Raw genomic sequence first — 17,107 nt, 5'->3', positions numbered from 1 at the left:
AAGGAACTATCATTTACATGAAAACTCTAATAAACCCGATTGCGAAGAATTTAAATCTTATCCCTTCAAATACTATTTTTGGTTTTGTGAGAAATATTGTTGGACCAAGTGTAGGATAAACTTTAAATCCTAATGATAAATTTTTTATAATTTTATGTTCTATTGATAAAGGTAATCTGGTTACTATTCCTATCCTATCATAAGGAGAGGCTTGTGTAGTTCCAAGGGAAGTTAAATTTGCTTGGGACCAGTCTGTTCCAATTCCAACGCCTCCTCCAACTATTAAATATTCTCCTATTTGTTGTTTAAAAATTAGATCGATGGCAATTAAATTGTAAGGCTTAAAATTTGTAGGATTAAAGTATAAGAAACTACCATATCCAATATCTATGTCTACATATGGAACTGAGATTAAAAGATTGATAAGAGGATTCCCAGTTCCTATTCCCGCTGCAAATGAGTAAGGATTTTTTTCCCTTTGTATTGCGTGAAAATTTGTAATGATTTGTGGTTTAGGTTCTTCAAAGATGGATTTAGGCTCTTCAAGGGTAAGTTTAGGTTCTTCAATGATAGGTTTATCATTTGTGATACAGGTTGTTCCATCATCTTCTTGTTTGCATCTGATGGAATAATTATTATTAGATTTGGAGAACGCAAAATGGTGTAAATTAAATATTAACAATAATATAAATATTTTTTGAGTATTGTTTTTCATCAATTTTCCTTTAAATGTATATTTTTATGAATCCAAAACCAAAAAATCCAAATCTTATTCCTTCCATTGATGTAGGTTGAAATATCATTGTTCCTCCAATTGTTGTTATAGCTTTGAAGCCTATTACAACATTTGTCAAAAAACTGTATTCTAATATAATAGGAAGTCTAAACACAATTCCTAACCTATTGTTAGATGAGGCTATTGAAAATTCTTCTTGTTTGTCTTGAGTATTTTCTTGTTTTATGTTTGAACTATTTTGTTCGTCTGGTTTTATTTGAGACAAGTCGATACCTATGCCAAGCCCACCGGTGAGCATTATACTCTGATAAATTTCTTCTTTAAGTAGGATATCAGTTCCAAAAACAATATAAGGTATGAAATTGTTAGGATGTAATCCATTAAAGCCCCCATATCCAATATCTATGTCTACATATGGGAAATTAATTATGATATTAGTGATAGGGTTGCCAATTCCAAACCCTATTCCAAATGATCTAAATTGGGTTTGTTGCTTATTTAATATTTTATTAAGATTTGATGTATTAATTGTTGTCGCAACAGATAAACTTGTTAAAAAAACCATAATCAGTTTTAACAATGTCTTCATAAATTCTCCTTCAACTTATGTTCGATTAGATGTGCACAATTTTTAAAATTATTTTTCATAAAATGTAAAAAATTTTTTTATCCCAACATGTTTTTAATGATTTTGAGTTATAAAAATTGGATTTGTTTTAATTGATGTCAATTTTTGGTATACCATTAAAGTTAAACCCATAAATATTTTTCTGCACATTTTTTTCAAACATCTATTGTGAAATACAGACATATTTTTGTAACTTATAAAAATAAATATTAGAGCAAAGATTTATATTAAAAATATATTTGACATATTTTTAATATAAATATAAATTTAAGTATAGATTTGATTTGCAGGTTGATAAGGCTACTCTTTGCTCTTTCGCATGGTTTTTAAAGATACATTTTAATGTATGATCTTTATTTGGTGATTTTACTATTTTCTTATTAGTTAAAGATTACGATATTCATATTAGAGATCTAAATAGCATTGATTTGGATAATTAGTATAAGAAACAATACGATTTGCCTTTAAGAGCAAAGAATCTCTTTTTATTTTATAAATTAATGACATTTTGTCTATAATGATGAATTTTTCAAATTTTTCAAAAAGGGTGAGGTTTATGGGTAATTTTATTTCTTCAAAGGAAGAGGAATTTTATAAGTGGTACTTAGATATAGTACAAAAGGCAAAACTTGTTGATTATAGTCCTATTAAAGGTTGTATGGTTATTATGCCTTATGGGTATGCTATTTGGGAACAAATTAAGAGCATACTTGATAATAAATTTAAAGAAACAGGGCATGAGAATGCATATTTCCCATTGCTTATTCCTTATGAGTTTTTGGAGAGAGAAAAAGAACATGTTAAGGGATTCTCACCGGAACTTGCTGTTATAACAACTGCTGGTGGTGAAGAATTAGCAGAGCCTTTGGTTTTAAGACCCACTTCTGAGACAATTATTTGGAACATGTATAGCAAATGGATAAAATCTTATAGAGATTTGCCTGTTAAAATAAATCAATGGGCAAATATTGTTCGTTGGGAAAAAAGAACAAGACCATTCCTTCGTACCACTGAATTTTTATGGCAAGAAGGTCATACTGCACATGAAACCGCTGGAGAAGCTTTGGAAGAGACTTTGTTTATTTTAAACCTTTATAAGCGGTTTATTGAAGATTACTTAGCTATTCCTGTATTTTGTGGACAAAAGACAGAAAGAGAAAAATTTGCAGGTGCTGTGTCTACTTACACAATTGAAGCATTAATGCAAGATAAGAAAGCTTTGCAAGCAGGAACATCTCATTATTTGGGATTAAATTTTGCCAAGGCTTTTGATGTTAAGTTCCAAAATAAGAAAGGTGAGATGGATTATGTTTTTGCTACTAGTTGGGGAGTTTCGACTAGGTTAATTGGAGCATTGATTATGGTTCATTCTGATAGTAAGGGTTTAATATTGCCACCAAAGATAGCACCAATTGAAATTATTATTGTTCCTATTTTTAAAAGAGATGATGAAGTTAATAAAAAAATTATTGAGTATTCTACTACTATTTTTAATATCTTAAAAGAAGCAAAGTTTAGAGTTGAGCTTGATAGAGATATCAAAAATTCGCCAGGATTTAGATTTGCTGCTGTGGAACTTAAAGGAATCCCAATACGAATTGAGGTAGGTTCTAATGATATTCTTATGGACTGTGTCACTGTTGCAAGAAGGGATCAAGATAAAAACTCTAAGTATCAAGTATCAGTTAAAGCGTTGCCATTAAAAATGAGACATGAACTTGAAACTATGCAATGTGAATTATTTAATAGAGCATTAGAGTTTAGAAATTTGCATACCAAAGAAATTATTGGGTTTAAAGAGAATGACTATGACACTTTTAAGACTTATATCAATGAGCATTTAGGATTTGTACTTTCTTCATGGTGTGGAAATGAAGTGTGTGAAGAGATTATTAAAAATGATACAAAAGCTACAATACGATGCATTCCTGAAGATTTTCAAAATAGGTCTTTAAATAATCTAACTTGTATTTATTGCAATACAACAGCCAAACATCTTGTTTTATTTGCAAGATCTTATTAATGTTTAGTTTATTTAAAAACTAAACATTAGGTATCTTTTAATTCATTGGAATCTATTATTTGTATTATTGCAATATTAGAGGTGAAATCGATCATTAAAGCTAGAGATGTTAAAATTGGAAGTATTGGAATTATGTTAGAGTGGCTAAGTTCAATTCCTTTTGTATAAGTTGAGCATAGCATTGTAATTATATAAATCAAACTGTTTGGTATATGTGGGAATGCGAAAATAAAAAGAAATGCCAATATGCTCATATAACTTATTTCGTAAATTGATATAGGCAAGCTAGAGTAAGATTTTAAAATAATAAAAAATGAAATTGTTGCAATAAAAATTGTTCCAGATTTAGAGATAAAGTTGATTATTGGTATGTTTGTGATTATCGATTTTTTTATATTTATTCTTTCATTTTTAATATCTTCTATTAAAATAGAATAAGGGGCATAAGCATCCATTGTTAAACCCGCAAATATTATATTTTGGATGGATATTAGTATGTTCTTATATGATAATTTAAAATTTTTGGTTAATCGATAGCTAATCATTGGAATTATTATTAAGATAATAATGATTGTCCATAATGATAAAAAAATTATGCTATCTATGTAGTATTGATAATTTTTAAAATTTTTTAAGTTAGTAGTATATGCTGCTGTAATAAAGATAATCCCGAAGTGTAATATTTTAACAACTATCCCGTTTGCATGATAAAAAAGATTTGAAAAGCTTAAAATAAGTTCTCTAGCAATTCTTCCCTTTTGTTTTGCATAATAAAGACTAGCACCAATAATTATTGATACAATATAAATACTTAAAAGATTTGGATTGTTATTTGTAAATATTATAAAAATATTTTTTGGGAAAAATGTTTCAAGAAATACTTTTTGATCAAATGTATATATATTTTGAATGTTTTTGTCTAATATTGGAATTCTTTGTGGTAAATATATTGTTGCAATTACAATTGATATGATTATTCCCATAATGTTAACTAAGATTCCATAATAGATTGTTTTTCCAAATAATTTTCTGAATTTTTTATTTTCAATAATGTTTTCTATACCAAGTGGAATTGAGAATATTAAAAAAGGAATTAAGGAAAGATAGCCTAATCTTATGAAGATATGTGAGAGTATGTTGTAAGCTCCAGAAGGAAAAAATAATCCAAGCAGTATTCCAATAGGTATAATTAGAGAAAACTTTACTTTTGTATTCATAAATTGTTCCTTTGCGAGTTTGAAAAATAGTATTTATAGCATAATAAATCTTACTAGATTTTTTTGTAAATATAAACTTTGGTAATATTATTTATTATCAAAACATATAAGTAAGTCCGATTTTAGAGAGGAAAGTTCTTGTATAAGTATCCTGAATTAGTCAATACAGATTTGAATTTAAAGTTACCAGAAATTAATTCATTAGAAGAAAATGATAAAAATTTCTTTACGGATGATTATTATAAAAATTTTATTTCAAGTGATAAGGATATTGGTTTTAGGCTTCATAAAGCATTGTTAGATTATTTAAGTTCACAGTCAGTGTAAGAAGGTGACAAGATTGCCAAATATAGACAAATAATTAATATTTATTGGAGATTTTTAAAATCAATAGCCGAAAATATTTTGAATTTGACAATTGAACAGAAAGTTTTATTGAAATTTGCTGCACTTCTTCCAACTTCTTCCAAATGCTCTTGGCAGTAAACTTAAGTCTTTAATTTCCAGGATCATTTGGGACAATAATTATAATTAACCATTTATCTATTTTGATGAATGGATTTATGGCGTTAATGAATTGAAATTAAGAAAGATTGCGACTGATGAATCGATGGAACGCATTAAAGATTGCGACATGAAGAGGATATTGTTTAATAAGCGAGAAAGGTTTTTGGCCAATATTGATTTTGCAAAGAGTACGCTTAATAAAAGTGATAAGGTAATGGTTGAAGCTATTGCTAATCAAGAGAGTATGTTTAAATTTTTATTTGTTGAAACGTCATTTAATGATGAAATATTTATAGATGAATGTACAGTAAGCAAAATTTATTCTGATGATATTTTAAAACCTTTAAATTTTGCTTCTTACTACATTGATAAGTTTGTAAAAGCTAACAAGGAGATTGTATCTTTAATGTCTCAGATTGAGAAGGCAAATAAGGAGTTTATTGAAATTAAAGATAAAATTCAAGGAATTGATATGCCTAATTCTTTTGCTATTGCAGTTGAAGAGATTGGCTCTTTAATGGAGGTTAATAAGCTCACTATTGGACCTAAGGGTAATCGCTTTTCAATATTATTAAAATAATGTGATTGCAGATTCCCAGTTTTTTGGTAGTAGAAAAAGAGTCATTCAGCTTGTTAGAGAAATTGAAAATATTCAGCCTAGAATTTTTTATAAAAATTATAAAGGAGATTTATTAAGGATTGTTTCTTATTTTATATTAATATCATCTTATGGTGAGAGGGGAATTTGTTGGAGCCTGTTGATATCAAAAATCGAGCTAAGGGACAAGGTAAAGTATTAATACCTATGTATGCTAAAGATTTAAGAAAAGCTATCATTTTAGGTATTGGAGATTTTTTTTGGAAACTTGTAAAAGATCAAGCATCTTTTAGGTGGATGAAAACAGGGATAACCAGTCAGTATTATGAATACTATTTTAAATTTATTAAGAAAAGTAATGTTAAAAATTTCTTTTTAGATGACTATTTTCTTTGGTTAGATAAAGAAAGCAAAGTAATTCAAAAAATTGAGAAGATGGTTCGCGGAATAATGTGTTGCAATGCTCTTTTTTATAAAGATTTAAAGGAGGAGTTTAGTAAGAAATCTTTTGTATATAAGGAGTTTTTTGATAAAGATAAAAATATTAAAATGTCAAGTTAATATTAATCATTTTATATTATTTTGTACTTTTTTAGAATATCTTTTATATTTTTATTTTTTAAATTCTTAATTTCTTTTTTGTATTTATCTTTAATATAAGCATTTTTTTTAAGTAGTAGCTCAATTAAATTAATATTTTCAATTTCTATTGCAGCTTGTATAGGTGTTTTTCCATTTTTGAGAGCAAGGCTTAAGTCGGCTCCTTTTTCTTTTAAAAGATTAAATATTTTTTCATTGTTTAGGTATATTGCCCAAAATATTGATGGATATTCTGTTTCGTCTATTTGGTTGATTTTAATTCCGTAGTCTATTAATGTTTTGGTAGTCTGAAAATCATTATTGATTATTGAAATTGATAGCGGAGATATTTTGTATTGAAAATTTATTTCTGCTGAGAGGTTTAGGGCTATTAAAGTACCCTTTATATTTTGGAAGTATACAGATGTGATTAGAAAATCATTTTTTATTTTTTGTAACTCTTTTAAAATATTGGTATTATTTAGATCTATTGACTCTATAAAACTGTCTAGCTTTGCTTTATCTATTTCATATTCTTTATTGCTAAGATTGTAAATTGTTTTTGATAATTCTTTTATTATTTTTGTGTTTTCATTTGCATTTAAGAATGTAATAAATTGTGTTAATAGTAGTATGAATATTATTTTCATTGACTTTTACCTTTAAATAGTTTTCTGAGATTGTTGTTTAATTATCTCTTGATTAGACTGAGCATTATTAAACAGTATAACTGCAATTTTATCCTTGTCATCAATTATTATTAAATCGTCTTTAACATTTTTAGGAGATATAAATATGAGTTGTAAGGCATTGTCTGTATAGTCTAGTAGACAAAAATATTTTTCTCTTTCCTTAGTCATTAATTTGATAGCTTTTTTATATGAAATTTGTAAATTTGGACTAAGCCCTATTATTTCAAATGTTCCAGAACTTGGAAAATTATAAATTTTTTTGTCTACTTTCCAAATGAAAGTTTGATCGCTCTTAAATTCAATATTTCCGTATTGTGTATTTATTAATGTTCCATAAGCTATTAATCTATTTATTAGATTTTGATTTTGTTTTTTTGATTCAAGGATAATTTTTTCGACATTTTGTTCAATAATAACGAATTTTGACTCAAAATTATGTTCTTTAACTTTTATGATTGACTTGTAGTAATTTTGAGTTTCTTTTGTTAAGAGAATAAAATCTTCCTCTGAAGTTTTAGATCTAAATAAAAACCCATTAGGTTTTACTTCCTCAACGATATCGAATTTAAAATGTAAGCTTAATTCGGGTATATTGATTATTATTTCATTTTTGGGAGTAAAAAACAACCCATACTCTTCTCTTAGTAAGTTAGTGTTATAAGTGTTATAGGCGATCATTTTTTCATAATAAAGTGGTCTTAAGTATTTAATATTATTAAATGTATTGATTATGTCATTCTGTGAGACTTGATCTAGTGGGTTTGTGAGTATTGTACCTGTAATATTATCGAAAACCTCAAGTGCATAATCAAAAACATAACCTTTGTGTCCATCTTTTGTTAAAACGTATAGCCATTTTCCTTTAAGTGAGCCTGCTTCTGTGTCTTTCCCAATGTGTATGATTTTCAATATAGATTCTTTCGAAATTCTATATATTATGTTTTCTCTATAACTGTCTGGAGATGTTCTTAAAGGTAAGAGATCTTTTTTACTTATGGCATATTTGTTTACGTATGGTTGAATACTTAGCTTGAAATTTTCTGCTTCTTTTTTTGTTTGAAACTCTTCTATCGTAAATTTATGTATGATAAATTTTATTCCATTATAGTTTATTGTTACTGTTTTTTTCTCTTGATTAGCATCTTCTATTTTGACAAGTGATCCATTTGGCAATTTTTCTCTATTTTTTGAGTCTAGGACAACACCATATTTGTTGTTTTTATTAAAACAAGATAGAAATAATATTAGCAATAAGATATAAATTAATTTTTTATTCATGTTAAAATCCTGATAGTTTTTATTGACCCTAAGGTATGTTTTGTTATACATGACCTTTATTATATAATAAAAATAATGAAGTTATTAATTCAAGTGTTTGGACTAATGCTGGTTTTTAGCTGTTGTAAGATTAAGCAGAGCGAAATTCAAAGTCTCGTAAGTCTTTTAGAAGAGTCAAGTAAAAAAGGTTTAGATAGATTTCTTATTGTTGATAGGATAGTCGACATTCATATGCGCAATAAAGATTATCAAGATGCTTTAAGGTCTGTAAATCAAGAAATTGCTCATTATGAGAGTAGAGAATATTATCCTTTATATTTTTATTTGATGGGTAATATATATTCTTCCATTAAGGAAGACTTAGTGGCTTTTACCTATTATAGATATGTTGTTGATAATTTTGATGATTACATTTATGAAAATAGCTCTGTAAAATTAGATATTGCAAAAAGAGTTATCAATTTAAATATTGAAGCTGGACACAAAATACGTTATTATAAGCTATTGCTTGATGATCATGCAGAAAGTCTTACTAATTCAGATAGGGGTAATTATTATTACAATCTTGCTTTAAGTTTAGAGAGTATTCAAAATTATGATGAGGCGTATTTTTATTATAATAAATTGCTTTCAATTCCAAGGTCAGACTTAAGAATAGATTCAATAGACTATTCTGGTGTGATTACTAAGGTTAATTATTATAATAATCCAGATTTTATAATTTATAGAAATTTAAATGACTTGATTCAAGATGTTAAAAGATATATTTTTTCTGGGAATACCACAAAATTATTGAGTATAAGGGATAAGCATAATTTTTTTATTCAAAGTTGGGATCAAAGGGGTGGTAAAAGCAATTCAATTAATACAAACAGTTTTTTAACAACGATGATTAAGCTTGGAAGTAGGCGAAGGAATGGGATACAGTTTGCAAGTAGTTTTGAGGCTGATTCTAGTGATGATATATCTTATCTTGGGTCTAGTGGTTGGGAGCACATTTGGGAATGGTATTTTGTCTTTAAAAAAATTTCTTATCCAAAAGATCCAGAAATTAATAATGGTTGGGCTTGGATAGGTGTTTATCTGGGGAAAAAGTAGGGAGTTTTAATGTGAATTTACTAAGTAGACTTTTGAGTTTTTTATTTTTATTTTATTCTAATGTCTCTATTGTAAATGATTCTTTATCTAAGTCTAGCATAAAGAGAACGATTGATTGGGATACAAAGATCATTTATTTTGATATTATTAAACCGGTAGATGAGGATAAATTTGGCAGAGTTGGGCTTGATTCTACGTCTAGATTAGTGTTTAGTGTTAATGATTTTAAGGATACTTTAATAAGACAGTCTCTTTTTGAAATGATAATTGATTCTGATAATACTTTTAAGGATTATTTTGATTCTGATCCCCATTTAATACTTTATTTTTCAGGACTTGATAGCATTTTAAAGAGAGGATATACGAAATATTCAGAAGATTTGAAAAGCATAACTGTTAGGTATGAGCTTTGTCTTTTTCCTGATTTTGTGAACTTGTTTATAGCTCATAGTACGCCTTATATGGCTTTTTATCCATTGATGGATACAAGTGTTGATCAGTTTGTTTATACTGGAATCATTATTTATGCGGGTGATGATTATCAATTTTCCTCAGGTGGCGTTGTAAAATTAACGGATGCTTTTTTTATTAGGATTTATGATGAAGATATTAAGCTTTATTTTGATAAGAAAATGGTTGAGCCAGATGCACTTAGGAAGTGGGGGATGTTTGAATATACGAATGACATCTCTTATAAGAATAAAGATAGAGTTGGAAATTATCCTTTAAGGTTAATTGCTAAAGGAGTTTATGGTAAAAATCATTCAGATATCATACTTGATAAGTATTCTATTAATAAGATATTTTCAAATAAAAATAATGTTAATCTTTTAAGAGAGGGTAAGCTTGTTATTATTAAATAAGAGTCTGAAAATATAGTTTGGGGGGCTTGTCTTTTTTAAGATAATAAATTAACATGATATAAGAGTTTATTATAAAGGGAAGTAATGCCCTTATAGCTCAGGTGGTAGAGCACCACCATGGTAAGGTGGCGGTCGTCGGTTCAAATCCGATTGAGGGCTTTTTGTAGTCAGGAGTATTATTATGGGCAAGAAGAAAGGTAAAGGTGCTGTTGAGCTTATAGCTTTAGTATGTGAGGAAACAGGAATTAGAAATTATACGACTACTAAGAATAGGCGTAATAAACAAGAAAAATTAGAATTAATGAAGTATTGTCCAATTCTCAGGAAGCATACTCTTCATAAAGAAGGTAAAATAAAATAATTAAAGTGATAGGTCAGTAGTTCAAGGGCAGAACGGCGGTCTCCAAAACCGCATGTTGGGGGTTCGAGTCCCTCCTGGCCTGTTGTCTGTATTGTTAAAGAGAGGCTTTTAAATGTTTAAATTTGTTAAAGAGAGTGTTTTGGAACTTAAAAAAATAACATGGCCTAAGTATGGTGAAGTAATAGGCAGCGGAAAACAGGTTTTTTGGTTGGTTGTTTTTATTTCTATTTTTTTAGGTATAGTAGATTATATCATGTATCTTGCTATAACTTATGTATTTTAAGGAAAGATTATGTCCAGGGCCTGGTATGTGTTACAGACTTTTTCTCAGTATGAGAGAAAGGTAGAACAAGAGATAAAACTTTTGATCAGTGAGGGCGTTTTTGGTAGTAATGTTTTAGATGTTAAGGCCCCTATTGAAAGGGTAGAAGAGATAAAAAACGGGAAAAAGCGGATACGGGAGAGAAGAATTTGGCCGGGTTATATTCTCATTGAGTTAGATTTGCCTGAACAGGAGTGGAAAAGCACTGTAGCTAATATTATTAAGATACCCGGTGTTGTCAATTTTGTTGGTACTAATAAAGAGCAAAAACCTTTTCCAATTAGTGATGAGGAAGTTAAGAGTGTTTTTATGCTTGCTGGCGAGATTAAGGCAGATAAATCTATTTTTATACTTTATGATTTTGAAGAAGGTGAGAGAGTTAGAATTAAAGGAGGTCCTTTTGATTCTTTTGAGGGTGTTATTGGATCTATCGACTATGAAAAAAAGAAATTGAAGGTTGCAGTTCAAATTTTTGGGAGATCAACTCCTGTTGAGGTTGATTTTCAGCATATAGAGAAAGTTTAATAATTGGTATATTAATGGGAGCTTAAAGGCGTTATTACCATAAGGAGTTATTTATGTCTAAGAAAAAAAGAGAAATTGCTTGGGTTAAGCTTCAAGTTCCAGCTGCTCAAGCTGCTCCAGGAGCTAAAATAGGTCAAGCCCTTGGACCTCATGGTATTAGTGGGCCTCAGTTTGTTAAGGAATTTAATGAGAGAACAGCAAAAATGGAGCCAGGAATTATCGTTCCTGTTATTATTACTGTTTATGCTGATAAGAGTTTTTCATTTATTGTAAAAACTCCTCCGGCTTCAGTTTTGATTAAGAAGGCTGTTGGTATAGAGACAGGTTCTAAAAAATCAAATACAGAAAAGGTTGGAACTATATCAAAAGAAAAAGTAATGGAAATTGCAAGGGTTAAAATGCCTGATTTAAATGCAAAAACTGAACTTGCTGCATTTAAAATCATTGCAGGAAGTGCTCGTTCTATGGGTGTTGAGGTGGAAAAATAATGGCTAAGAGTGGAAAAAAATATATTCAGGCTTTATCTAAGGTAGATAAGCTTAAATCTTACAGCATAGATGATGCAATCTCTTTATTAAAAGAGATCAAATTTGTTAAATTTGATGAAACTATAGATGTATCTGTTAATCTCAATTTAAAGAAGAATCATACAGTTAGAGATACAGTTGTTTTGCCAAATCAGTTTATGAGAGAAAAGCGAATACTTGTTTTTGCAAAGGGTGATAAAGCTGAGGAAGCAAGGGAAGCTGGTGCTGCTTATGTTGGAGATGATGATCTTATTAATAAGGTTAAAGGTGGTTTTAGTGATTTTGATGTTGTTGTTGCAACACCTGATATGATGAAAGATGTGGGGAAGCTTGGTCCTATATTAGGTAAGAGAGGTTTAATGCCAAATCCTAAGACACAAACGATTACAAATGATTTAAAGGGTACAATAGCTAGTCTTAAGAAGGGACGTACAGAGTTTAGGGCAAATAAAAATGGTGTTATCAATTTTTCTGTTGGTAAGTCTTCTATGGATAACAATAAGGTGAAGGAAAATTATGATGAATTTATTAAGGAATTACTTAAAAGACGCCCAAGCGATTTAAAAGGTACTTTTGTGGATAGTGTGTATATGTCATCTACCATGGGACCTTCTGTGAAGATTGATTTTGTTTAGGAGTTGAATTATGCATGCAAAGATAAATCCTAAAAAGGTTGAAATGTTTAATTTGTTGAAAGAGTTTTTAGATGGTAAGGATAGTGTTTTTTTTCTAGATTACAGGGGTTTAACAGTAGCAACGCTTACTGAGTTGAGAAATAGAGTTGAAAATGAGAAGGGTGAATTAAAGGTTGTAAAAAATAATATAATGAAGCGAGTTCTAAAAGATAAACATATGGAAGGTCTTGATTCTTATCTTTTAGGACCAACAGCTGTTGTTACCGCTGTTGATGAGGCTAATGTGATTGCAAAAATTTTTTATGAGTTTGTTAAAACTAGCTCTTTAAAAGTTAAGGGAGGTTTTGTTTTAGGAGAGGTTTATGATGAAGCTAAACTTAATGCGTATAGTAAACTTCCTACTAAAAAGGAATCTATTTCTTTGTTTATGAGTGTGCTTAAAGCACCAATTTCAAAACTTGCAAGAACTTTAAAGGCTTTGTCTGATGTTAAAGATGTTAAAGTTTAATCAGAACAGTGTTAGTCTTAATACGGTGCATGCTATCACTGTTTGAAATAATGTAAATGAAAGGAGTTAAGTTAATATGGCACTAAGTAAAGAAGATATTTTAACATGGCTTGAGGAAGCCAAGACATCTGAAGTCGTTGAGCTTATAACAGCTATTGAGGAAAAATTTGGAGTTACTGCTGCTGCAGTTGCTGTTGCTGCTGGATCTGGGCCTGCTTCAGTTGATGCTGAAGAACAAACTGAATTTGATGTAATGCTTATGTCTTTTGGAGATAGTAAAATAAACGTTATTAAAGAAGTAAGAGCTGTTACTGGACTTGGACTTGGAGAGGCTAAAGCTTTAGTTGAAGCTGCACCTAAGGCAGTTAAGGAAGGTGTTTCAAAAGCAGATGCTGAGGATATAAAGAAAAAACTAGAAACAGTTGGTGCAAAAGTTGAAATTAAATAAAACATTAAAAATATGCCAGATTTGTTATTCCACATGTCATTTTAGTGGCATGTGGTTTATTGTGTCTTAAAAAAGGAGTCTTTTAATGATAAAAAGGGTTCATCTAGGACAAGGAAAAGCCGAAGAAATCTTAGACTTACCTAACCTAATAGAAATACAATTGAATTCTTATGAAAAATTTTTGCAGCTTGATAGATTAAAGAATAATAAACCTTTGCTTAATGAAGGCCTTGAATCTGTTTTTAGGGATGTTTTTCCTATGAAAAGTAGCAATGGTGAAGTTGCGCTTGAATATGAGAAATACTATGTTGAATATGATTCTCTTAGTTTTACTGAAAAGGAATGCAAAAGAAAGGGCCAAAGTTATGAGGCGGTTTTAAAAATAAGATTAAATTTGCAGTTTCTAACAACAGGAGAGATAAGACAAAAAGATGTCTATATGGGGACTATTCCTTTAATGACTGATAGAGGAACTTTTATTGTTAATGGTGCTGAGAGAGTAATTGTGTCGCAGATTCATAGATCTCCTGGGGTTGTTTTTTACAAGGAAAAAGACTTATATTATGCTCGTATTATTCCTTATCGTGGTTCTTGGTTGGAATTTGAGATTGATTCAAAAAAAGATTACCTTTATGTTAAGATAGACAGAAAAAAAAGAATACTTGTTACTCTTTTCTTAAGAGCTTTAGGTCTTGATACTAGAGAAAAGATAATTGAAACTTTTTATAAGATTAAAAAAATTGAAGTAAATGAAGATACTAAAAGAGAAATTACAGGGCAATATTTAGCAGTAAACATTACCATAAAAGAAAATATGACTTATCGTGCAGGTGATAAAATAACTTTGCAAGATATTGAAGATTTCTTGCAAAATGGGGTAAAAGAAATAGACCTTATTGATTTTGATGGATATGATAGTGTTCCTGGGAAACATTTTATCAGTTCTGATGTTATTTTGAACTGTTTCGAGAAGGAAGATGCTTATTTTTCTTTAAAGGATGGATTTAAGGAGCTTTCAAGGGAAGCTGTGATGCTTGCGGTTTATAGTGTGCTTTTACCTGGAGAGCCAATATCCATTGATAATGCTGAGAATGATTTAAGAACTGTGTTTTTTTCAGAGAAGAGATATGATCTTGGTCATGTGGGACGATATAAGCTTTCTAAGAAGTTTGGTCTTAATGACTTAACGACCTCAGTTCTTACTATGACAGATATAGTAAATACGATATCTCATCTTTTAAGAATATATGATGGTCATGATGTTCTTGATGATATTGATCATCTTGGAAATAGAAGAGTTCGTTCTGTTGGTGAATTGCTTACAAATATATATAAAGGCGCAATGTCAAGGGTAGAGAAAATTGCAAAAGATAGAATGTCTAATAAAGAAGTGTTTAATCTTAAACCCCAAGAATTAATAAGTGTTAAGCCTATTGTTTCTGCTGTTAAAGAATTTTTTGCAACTAGTCAGCTTTCACAATTTATGGATCAGGTTAATCCTTTAGCTGAATTGACGCATAAAAGGCGTCTTAATGCTTTAGGACCCGGAGGACTCTCAAGAGATCGTGCAGGTTTTGAAGTAAGGGATGTGCATTATACCCATTATGGTAGAATGTGTCCTATTGAAACTCCTGAGGGACCAAATATTGGTCTTATTGTTTCTTTAGCTACGTATGCAAAGGTGAATGATTATGGGTTCCTAGAAACCCCTTATAGAAAAGTAATTAATGGCAAGGTTACTGATGAGATCGAGTATTTGTCTGCAATTGATGAAGAGAAAAAATGTATTGCTCAGGCAAATGCTGCTGTTAATGCTGAGAGTAATTATATTGATGATTTAATTTCCGTTAGAGTTTCTGGTGATTATACTACAATGATTCCTAAGAATATTGATTATATGGATGTTTCACCTAGACAGTTAATTTCTGTTTCTTCGGCATTAATACCTTTTCTTGAACATAATGATGCAAACCGTGCCCTTATGGGTTCAAATATGCAACGTCAGGCAGTTCCTTTGTTATTTCCACAACCCCCTATTGTTGGTACTGGTATGGAGCGAATAGTCGCAAAGGATTCTGGTGTTGTTATTAAGGCAAAAAGATCAGGTACAGTTGTATTGGCAACGAGCAAAAGAATAATTATCAGACCTGATAATGCTGATGATGAGCATGATTTAGATGAATATGAACTTGCAAAATATGAAAGGACAAATCAGGACACTTCTTTTAACCATTCAGTTTTAATTAAGGAAGGCCAAGTAGTTAATAAGGGTGAAATAATAGCTGATGGTCCTGCTACTAGATATGGAGAACTGGCCCTTGGGAACAATTTGTTGGTTGGTTTTATCCCTTGGAATGGATTCAATTATGAAGATGCTATATTAATCTCGGAGAGAATTGTAAAGGAAGACCTTTACACTTCAATTCATATTAAAGAATTTAGTATTGAGGTAAGGGAGACTAAGCTTGGACCTGAGAAAGTTACAGCTGATATTCCCAATGTTAGTGGAAAGATATTAAATAAACTTGATGAAAATGGAATTGTACGGATAGGTACTTATGTAAAGCCGGGTGATATCTTAATTGGTAAGGTTACACCAAAATCAGAGGGAGATATTACTCCTGAATTTAAACTTTTGACATCTATTTTTGGTGAAAAGGCTAAAGATGTTAAGAATAATTCACTCAAAGTACCACATGGTACTGAGGGTACTGTAATTGATGTTCAAAGAATTACTAAGAATGATGTTGGTAATCTTCCACCTGGTGTTGACGAAATATTAAAGGTTTATGTTGCCAAGAAAAGGAGACTTAAAGAGGGTGATAAAATGGCAGGAAGACATGGAAATAAGGGTGTAGTTGCAAAGATCCTTCCTGTTGAAGATATGCCATATCTTGCAGATGGAACCCCTCTTGATATATGTCTAAATCCTTTAGGAGTACCCTCTCGTATGAATATTGGGCAATTGATGGAATCTCAGCTTGGTCTTGCTGGTAAATATCTTAGTGAATATTATAATGTTCCTGTGTTTGAATCTGCTACAAATGAATGTATTCAAGAAAAGTTGAAAAAAGCCGGATTTAATGAAACATCAAAAGCAATTTTATATGATGGATATACAGGGGAACCATTTGAAAATGAGGTAATGGTTGGAATTATATATATGCTTAAGCTGCATCACCTTGTTGACGATAAGATGCATGCAAGATCTACAGGTCCTTATTCACTTGTGTCTCAACAACCTCTTGGAGGAAAGGCACAATTTGGTGGTCAAAGACTTGGAGAGATGGAAGTTTGGGCACTTGAAGCTTATGGAGCTGCTTATACTCTTCAAGAGCTCTTAACAGTGAAATCAGATGATATGTCAGGTAGAGTTAAAATATATGAGAATATTGTTAAAGGTATTCCTACCAATGTATCTGGAATTCCTGAATCTTTTAATGTTTTGATGCAAGAACTAAGAGGTCTTGGTTTTGATTTATCAATTTATGATGATAATGGCAATCAAATTCCTTTAACAGAAAAGGAAGAGGAATTAATTAATAAAACTTAGGTTTTGAGG

The 17,107-nt window shown here is 30.1% G+C and carries 16 protein-coding genes, 2 tRNA genes and 1 pseudogene; 14 read left to right on the top strand and 5 right to left on the bottom strand.

What is annotated here, in order from left to right:
- Window positions 1–13: 13 nt before the first annotated feature.
- Complete coding sequence (locus bvRMA01_RS02000; RefSeq protein ID WP_247031820.1) at window positions 14–715, bottom strand: DUF3996 domain-containing protein; 702 nt, start codon at window positions 713–715, stop codon at window positions 14–16.
- A 10-nt stretch (window positions 716–725) separates the two neighbouring features.
- Entirely contained in the window at window positions 726–1,325 is a 600-nt protein-coding gene (locus bvRMA01_RS01995) for a BAPKO_0422 family outer member beta-barrel protein (protein WP_247031818.1), read from the bottom strand.
- Window positions 1,326–1,920: 595 nt separating this feature from the next.
- Here bvRMA01_RS01995 and proS point away from each other — a divergent pair.
- Window positions 1,921–3,387 carry a proline--tRNA ligase gene (gene proS / locus bvRMA01_RS01990; protein ID WP_247031816.1) on the top strand — a complete coding sequence of 489 codons (1,467 nt, stop codon included), beginning with the start codon at window positions 1,921–1,923 and terminating at the stop codon, window positions 3,385–3,387.
- 26 nt (window positions 3,388–3,413) lie between these two features.
- Here proS and bvRMA01_RS01985 read toward each other — a convergent pair whose 3' ends face one another.
- Window positions 3,414–4,604, bottom strand: coding sequence for a dicarboxylate/amino acid:cation symporter (locus bvRMA01_RS01985; protein ID WP_247031814.1), 1,191 nt, complete (start codon window positions 4,602–4,604; stop codon window positions 3,414–3,416).
- A 138-nt stretch (window positions 4,605–4,742) separates the two neighbouring features.
- Here bvRMA01_RS01985 and bvRMA01_RS06250 point away from each other — a divergent pair.
- Window positions 4,743–6,270: pseudogene (locus tag bvRMA01_RS06250) on the top strand (hypothetical protein).
- A gap of 11 nt (window positions 6,271–6,281) precedes the next feature.
- Here bvRMA01_RS06250 and bvRMA01_RS01965 read toward each other — a convergent pair.
- Both bvRMA01_RS01965 and bvRMA01_RS01960 read right to left on the bottom strand, forming a co-directional pair.
- Window positions 6,282–6,938, bottom strand: a complete 657-nt coding sequence (locus bvRMA01_RS01965) for an ankyrin repeat domain-containing protein (RefSeq protein WP_247031806.1) — start codon at window positions 6,936–6,938, stop codon at window positions 6,282–6,284.
- Between the two features lie 12 nt (window positions 6,939–6,950).
- On the bottom strand, window positions 6,951–8,258 hold the full coding sequence (locus bvRMA01_RS01960) for a hypothetical protein (RefSeq protein WP_247031804.1): 1,308 nt from the start codon (window positions 8,256–8,258) through the stop codon (window positions 6,951–6,953).
- A gap of 75 nt (window positions 8,259–8,333) precedes the next feature.
- Here bvRMA01_RS01960 and bvRMA01_RS01955 point away from each other — a divergent pair, with 75 nt between their 5' ends.
- The 12 genes from bvRMA01_RS01955 to rpoB all read left to right on the top strand — a co-directional run bounded on the left by bvRMA01_RS01955 (window position 8,334) and on the right by rpoB (window position 17,098).
- Window positions 8,334–9,356 carry a tetratricopeptide repeat protein gene (locus bvRMA01_RS01955; protein WP_247031803.1) on the top strand — a complete coding sequence of 341 codons (1,023 nt, stop codon included), beginning with the start codon at window positions 8,334–8,336 and terminating at the stop codon, window positions 9,354–9,356.
- Between the two features lie 11 nt (window positions 9,357–9,367).
- On the top strand, window positions 9,368–10,219 hold the full coding sequence (locus bvRMA01_RS01950) for a hypothetical protein (protein WP_247031801.1): 852 nt from the start codon (window positions 9,368–9,370) through the stop codon (window positions 10,217–10,219).
- 86 nt (window positions 10,220–10,305) lie between these two features.
- A tRNA-Thr gene (locus bvRMA01_RS01945) sits at window positions 10,306–10,378 on the top strand.
- Between the two features lie 22 nt (window positions 10,379–10,400).
- Window positions 10,401–10,580, top strand: a complete 180-nt coding sequence (rpmG, locus tag bvRMA01_RS01940; RefSeq protein ID WP_011772345.1) for a 50S ribosomal protein L33 — start codon at window positions 10,401–10,403, stop codon at window positions 10,578–10,580.
- A gap of 10 nt (window positions 10,581–10,590) precedes the next feature.
- Window positions 10,591–10,662: transfer RNA gene (locus tag bvRMA01_RS01935), tRNA-Trp, on the top strand.
- A gap of 30 nt (window positions 10,663–10,692) precedes the next feature.
- On the top strand, window positions 10,693–10,863 hold the full coding sequence (gene secE / locus bvRMA01_RS01930) for a preprotein translocase subunit SecE (RefSeq protein WP_011772344.1): 171 nt from the start codon (window positions 10,693–10,695) through the stop codon (window positions 10,861–10,863).
- A 9-nt stretch (window positions 10,864–10,872) separates the two neighbouring features.
- The gene (gene nusG, locus bvRMA01_RS01925; protein ID WP_011772343.1) at window positions 10,873–11,427 is read left to right on the top strand and encodes a transcription termination/antitermination protein NusG; all 555 of its coding nucleotides are present in this window, start codon (window positions 10,873–10,875) and stop codon (window positions 11,425–11,427) included.
- 53 nt (window positions 11,428–11,480) lie between these two features.
- Complete coding sequence (rplK, locus tag bvRMA01_RS01920; protein WP_247031799.1) at window positions 11,481–11,915, top strand: 50S ribosomal protein L11; 435 nt, start codon at window positions 11,481–11,483, stop codon at window positions 11,913–11,915.
- Window positions 11,915–12,589 (top strand): 50S ribosomal protein L1, encoded by a 675-nt coding sequence (gene rplA / locus bvRMA01_RS01915; RefSeq protein WP_247031797.1) that lies wholly within the window; start codon window positions 11,915–11,917, stop codon window positions 12,587–12,589. The genes rplK and rplA overlap by 1 nt, the downstream gene beginning before the upstream one ends.
- Window positions 12,590–12,599: 10 nt before the next feature.
- The gene (rplJ, locus tag bvRMA01_RS01910) at window positions 12,600–13,097 is read left to right on the top strand and encodes a 50S ribosomal protein L10 (RefSeq protein ID WP_247031795.1); all 498 of its coding nucleotides are present in this window, start codon (window positions 12,600–12,602) and stop codon (window positions 13,095–13,097) included.
- A 76-nt stretch (window positions 13,098–13,173) separates the two neighbouring features.
- Window positions 13,174–13,545, top strand: coding sequence for a 50S ribosomal protein L7/L12 (gene rplL / locus bvRMA01_RS01905; RefSeq protein ID WP_247031793.1), 372 nt, complete (start codon window positions 13,174–13,176; stop codon window positions 13,543–13,545).
- Between the two features lie 85 nt (window positions 13,546–13,630).
- Window positions 13,631–17,098: a DNA-directed RNA polymerase subunit beta gene (gene rpoB, locus bvRMA01_RS01900; protein WP_247031791.1), complete on the top strand. Its 3,468-nt coding sequence runs from the start codon at window positions 13,631–13,633 to the stop codon at window positions 17,096–17,098.
- The last annotated feature ends 9 nt before the right edge of the window (window positions 17,099–17,107 follow it).

The sequence above is a fragment of the Borrelia venezuelensis genome (assembly GCF_023035835.1).
In the GTDB taxonomy this organism is placed as follows: domain Bacteria; phylum Spirochaetota; class Spirochaetia; order Borreliales; family Borreliaceae; genus Borrelia; species Borrelia turicatae.
The sequence above is the reverse complement of the archived record's forward strand: the minus strand, read 5'-3'. Positions and strand labels throughout refer to the sequence as shown.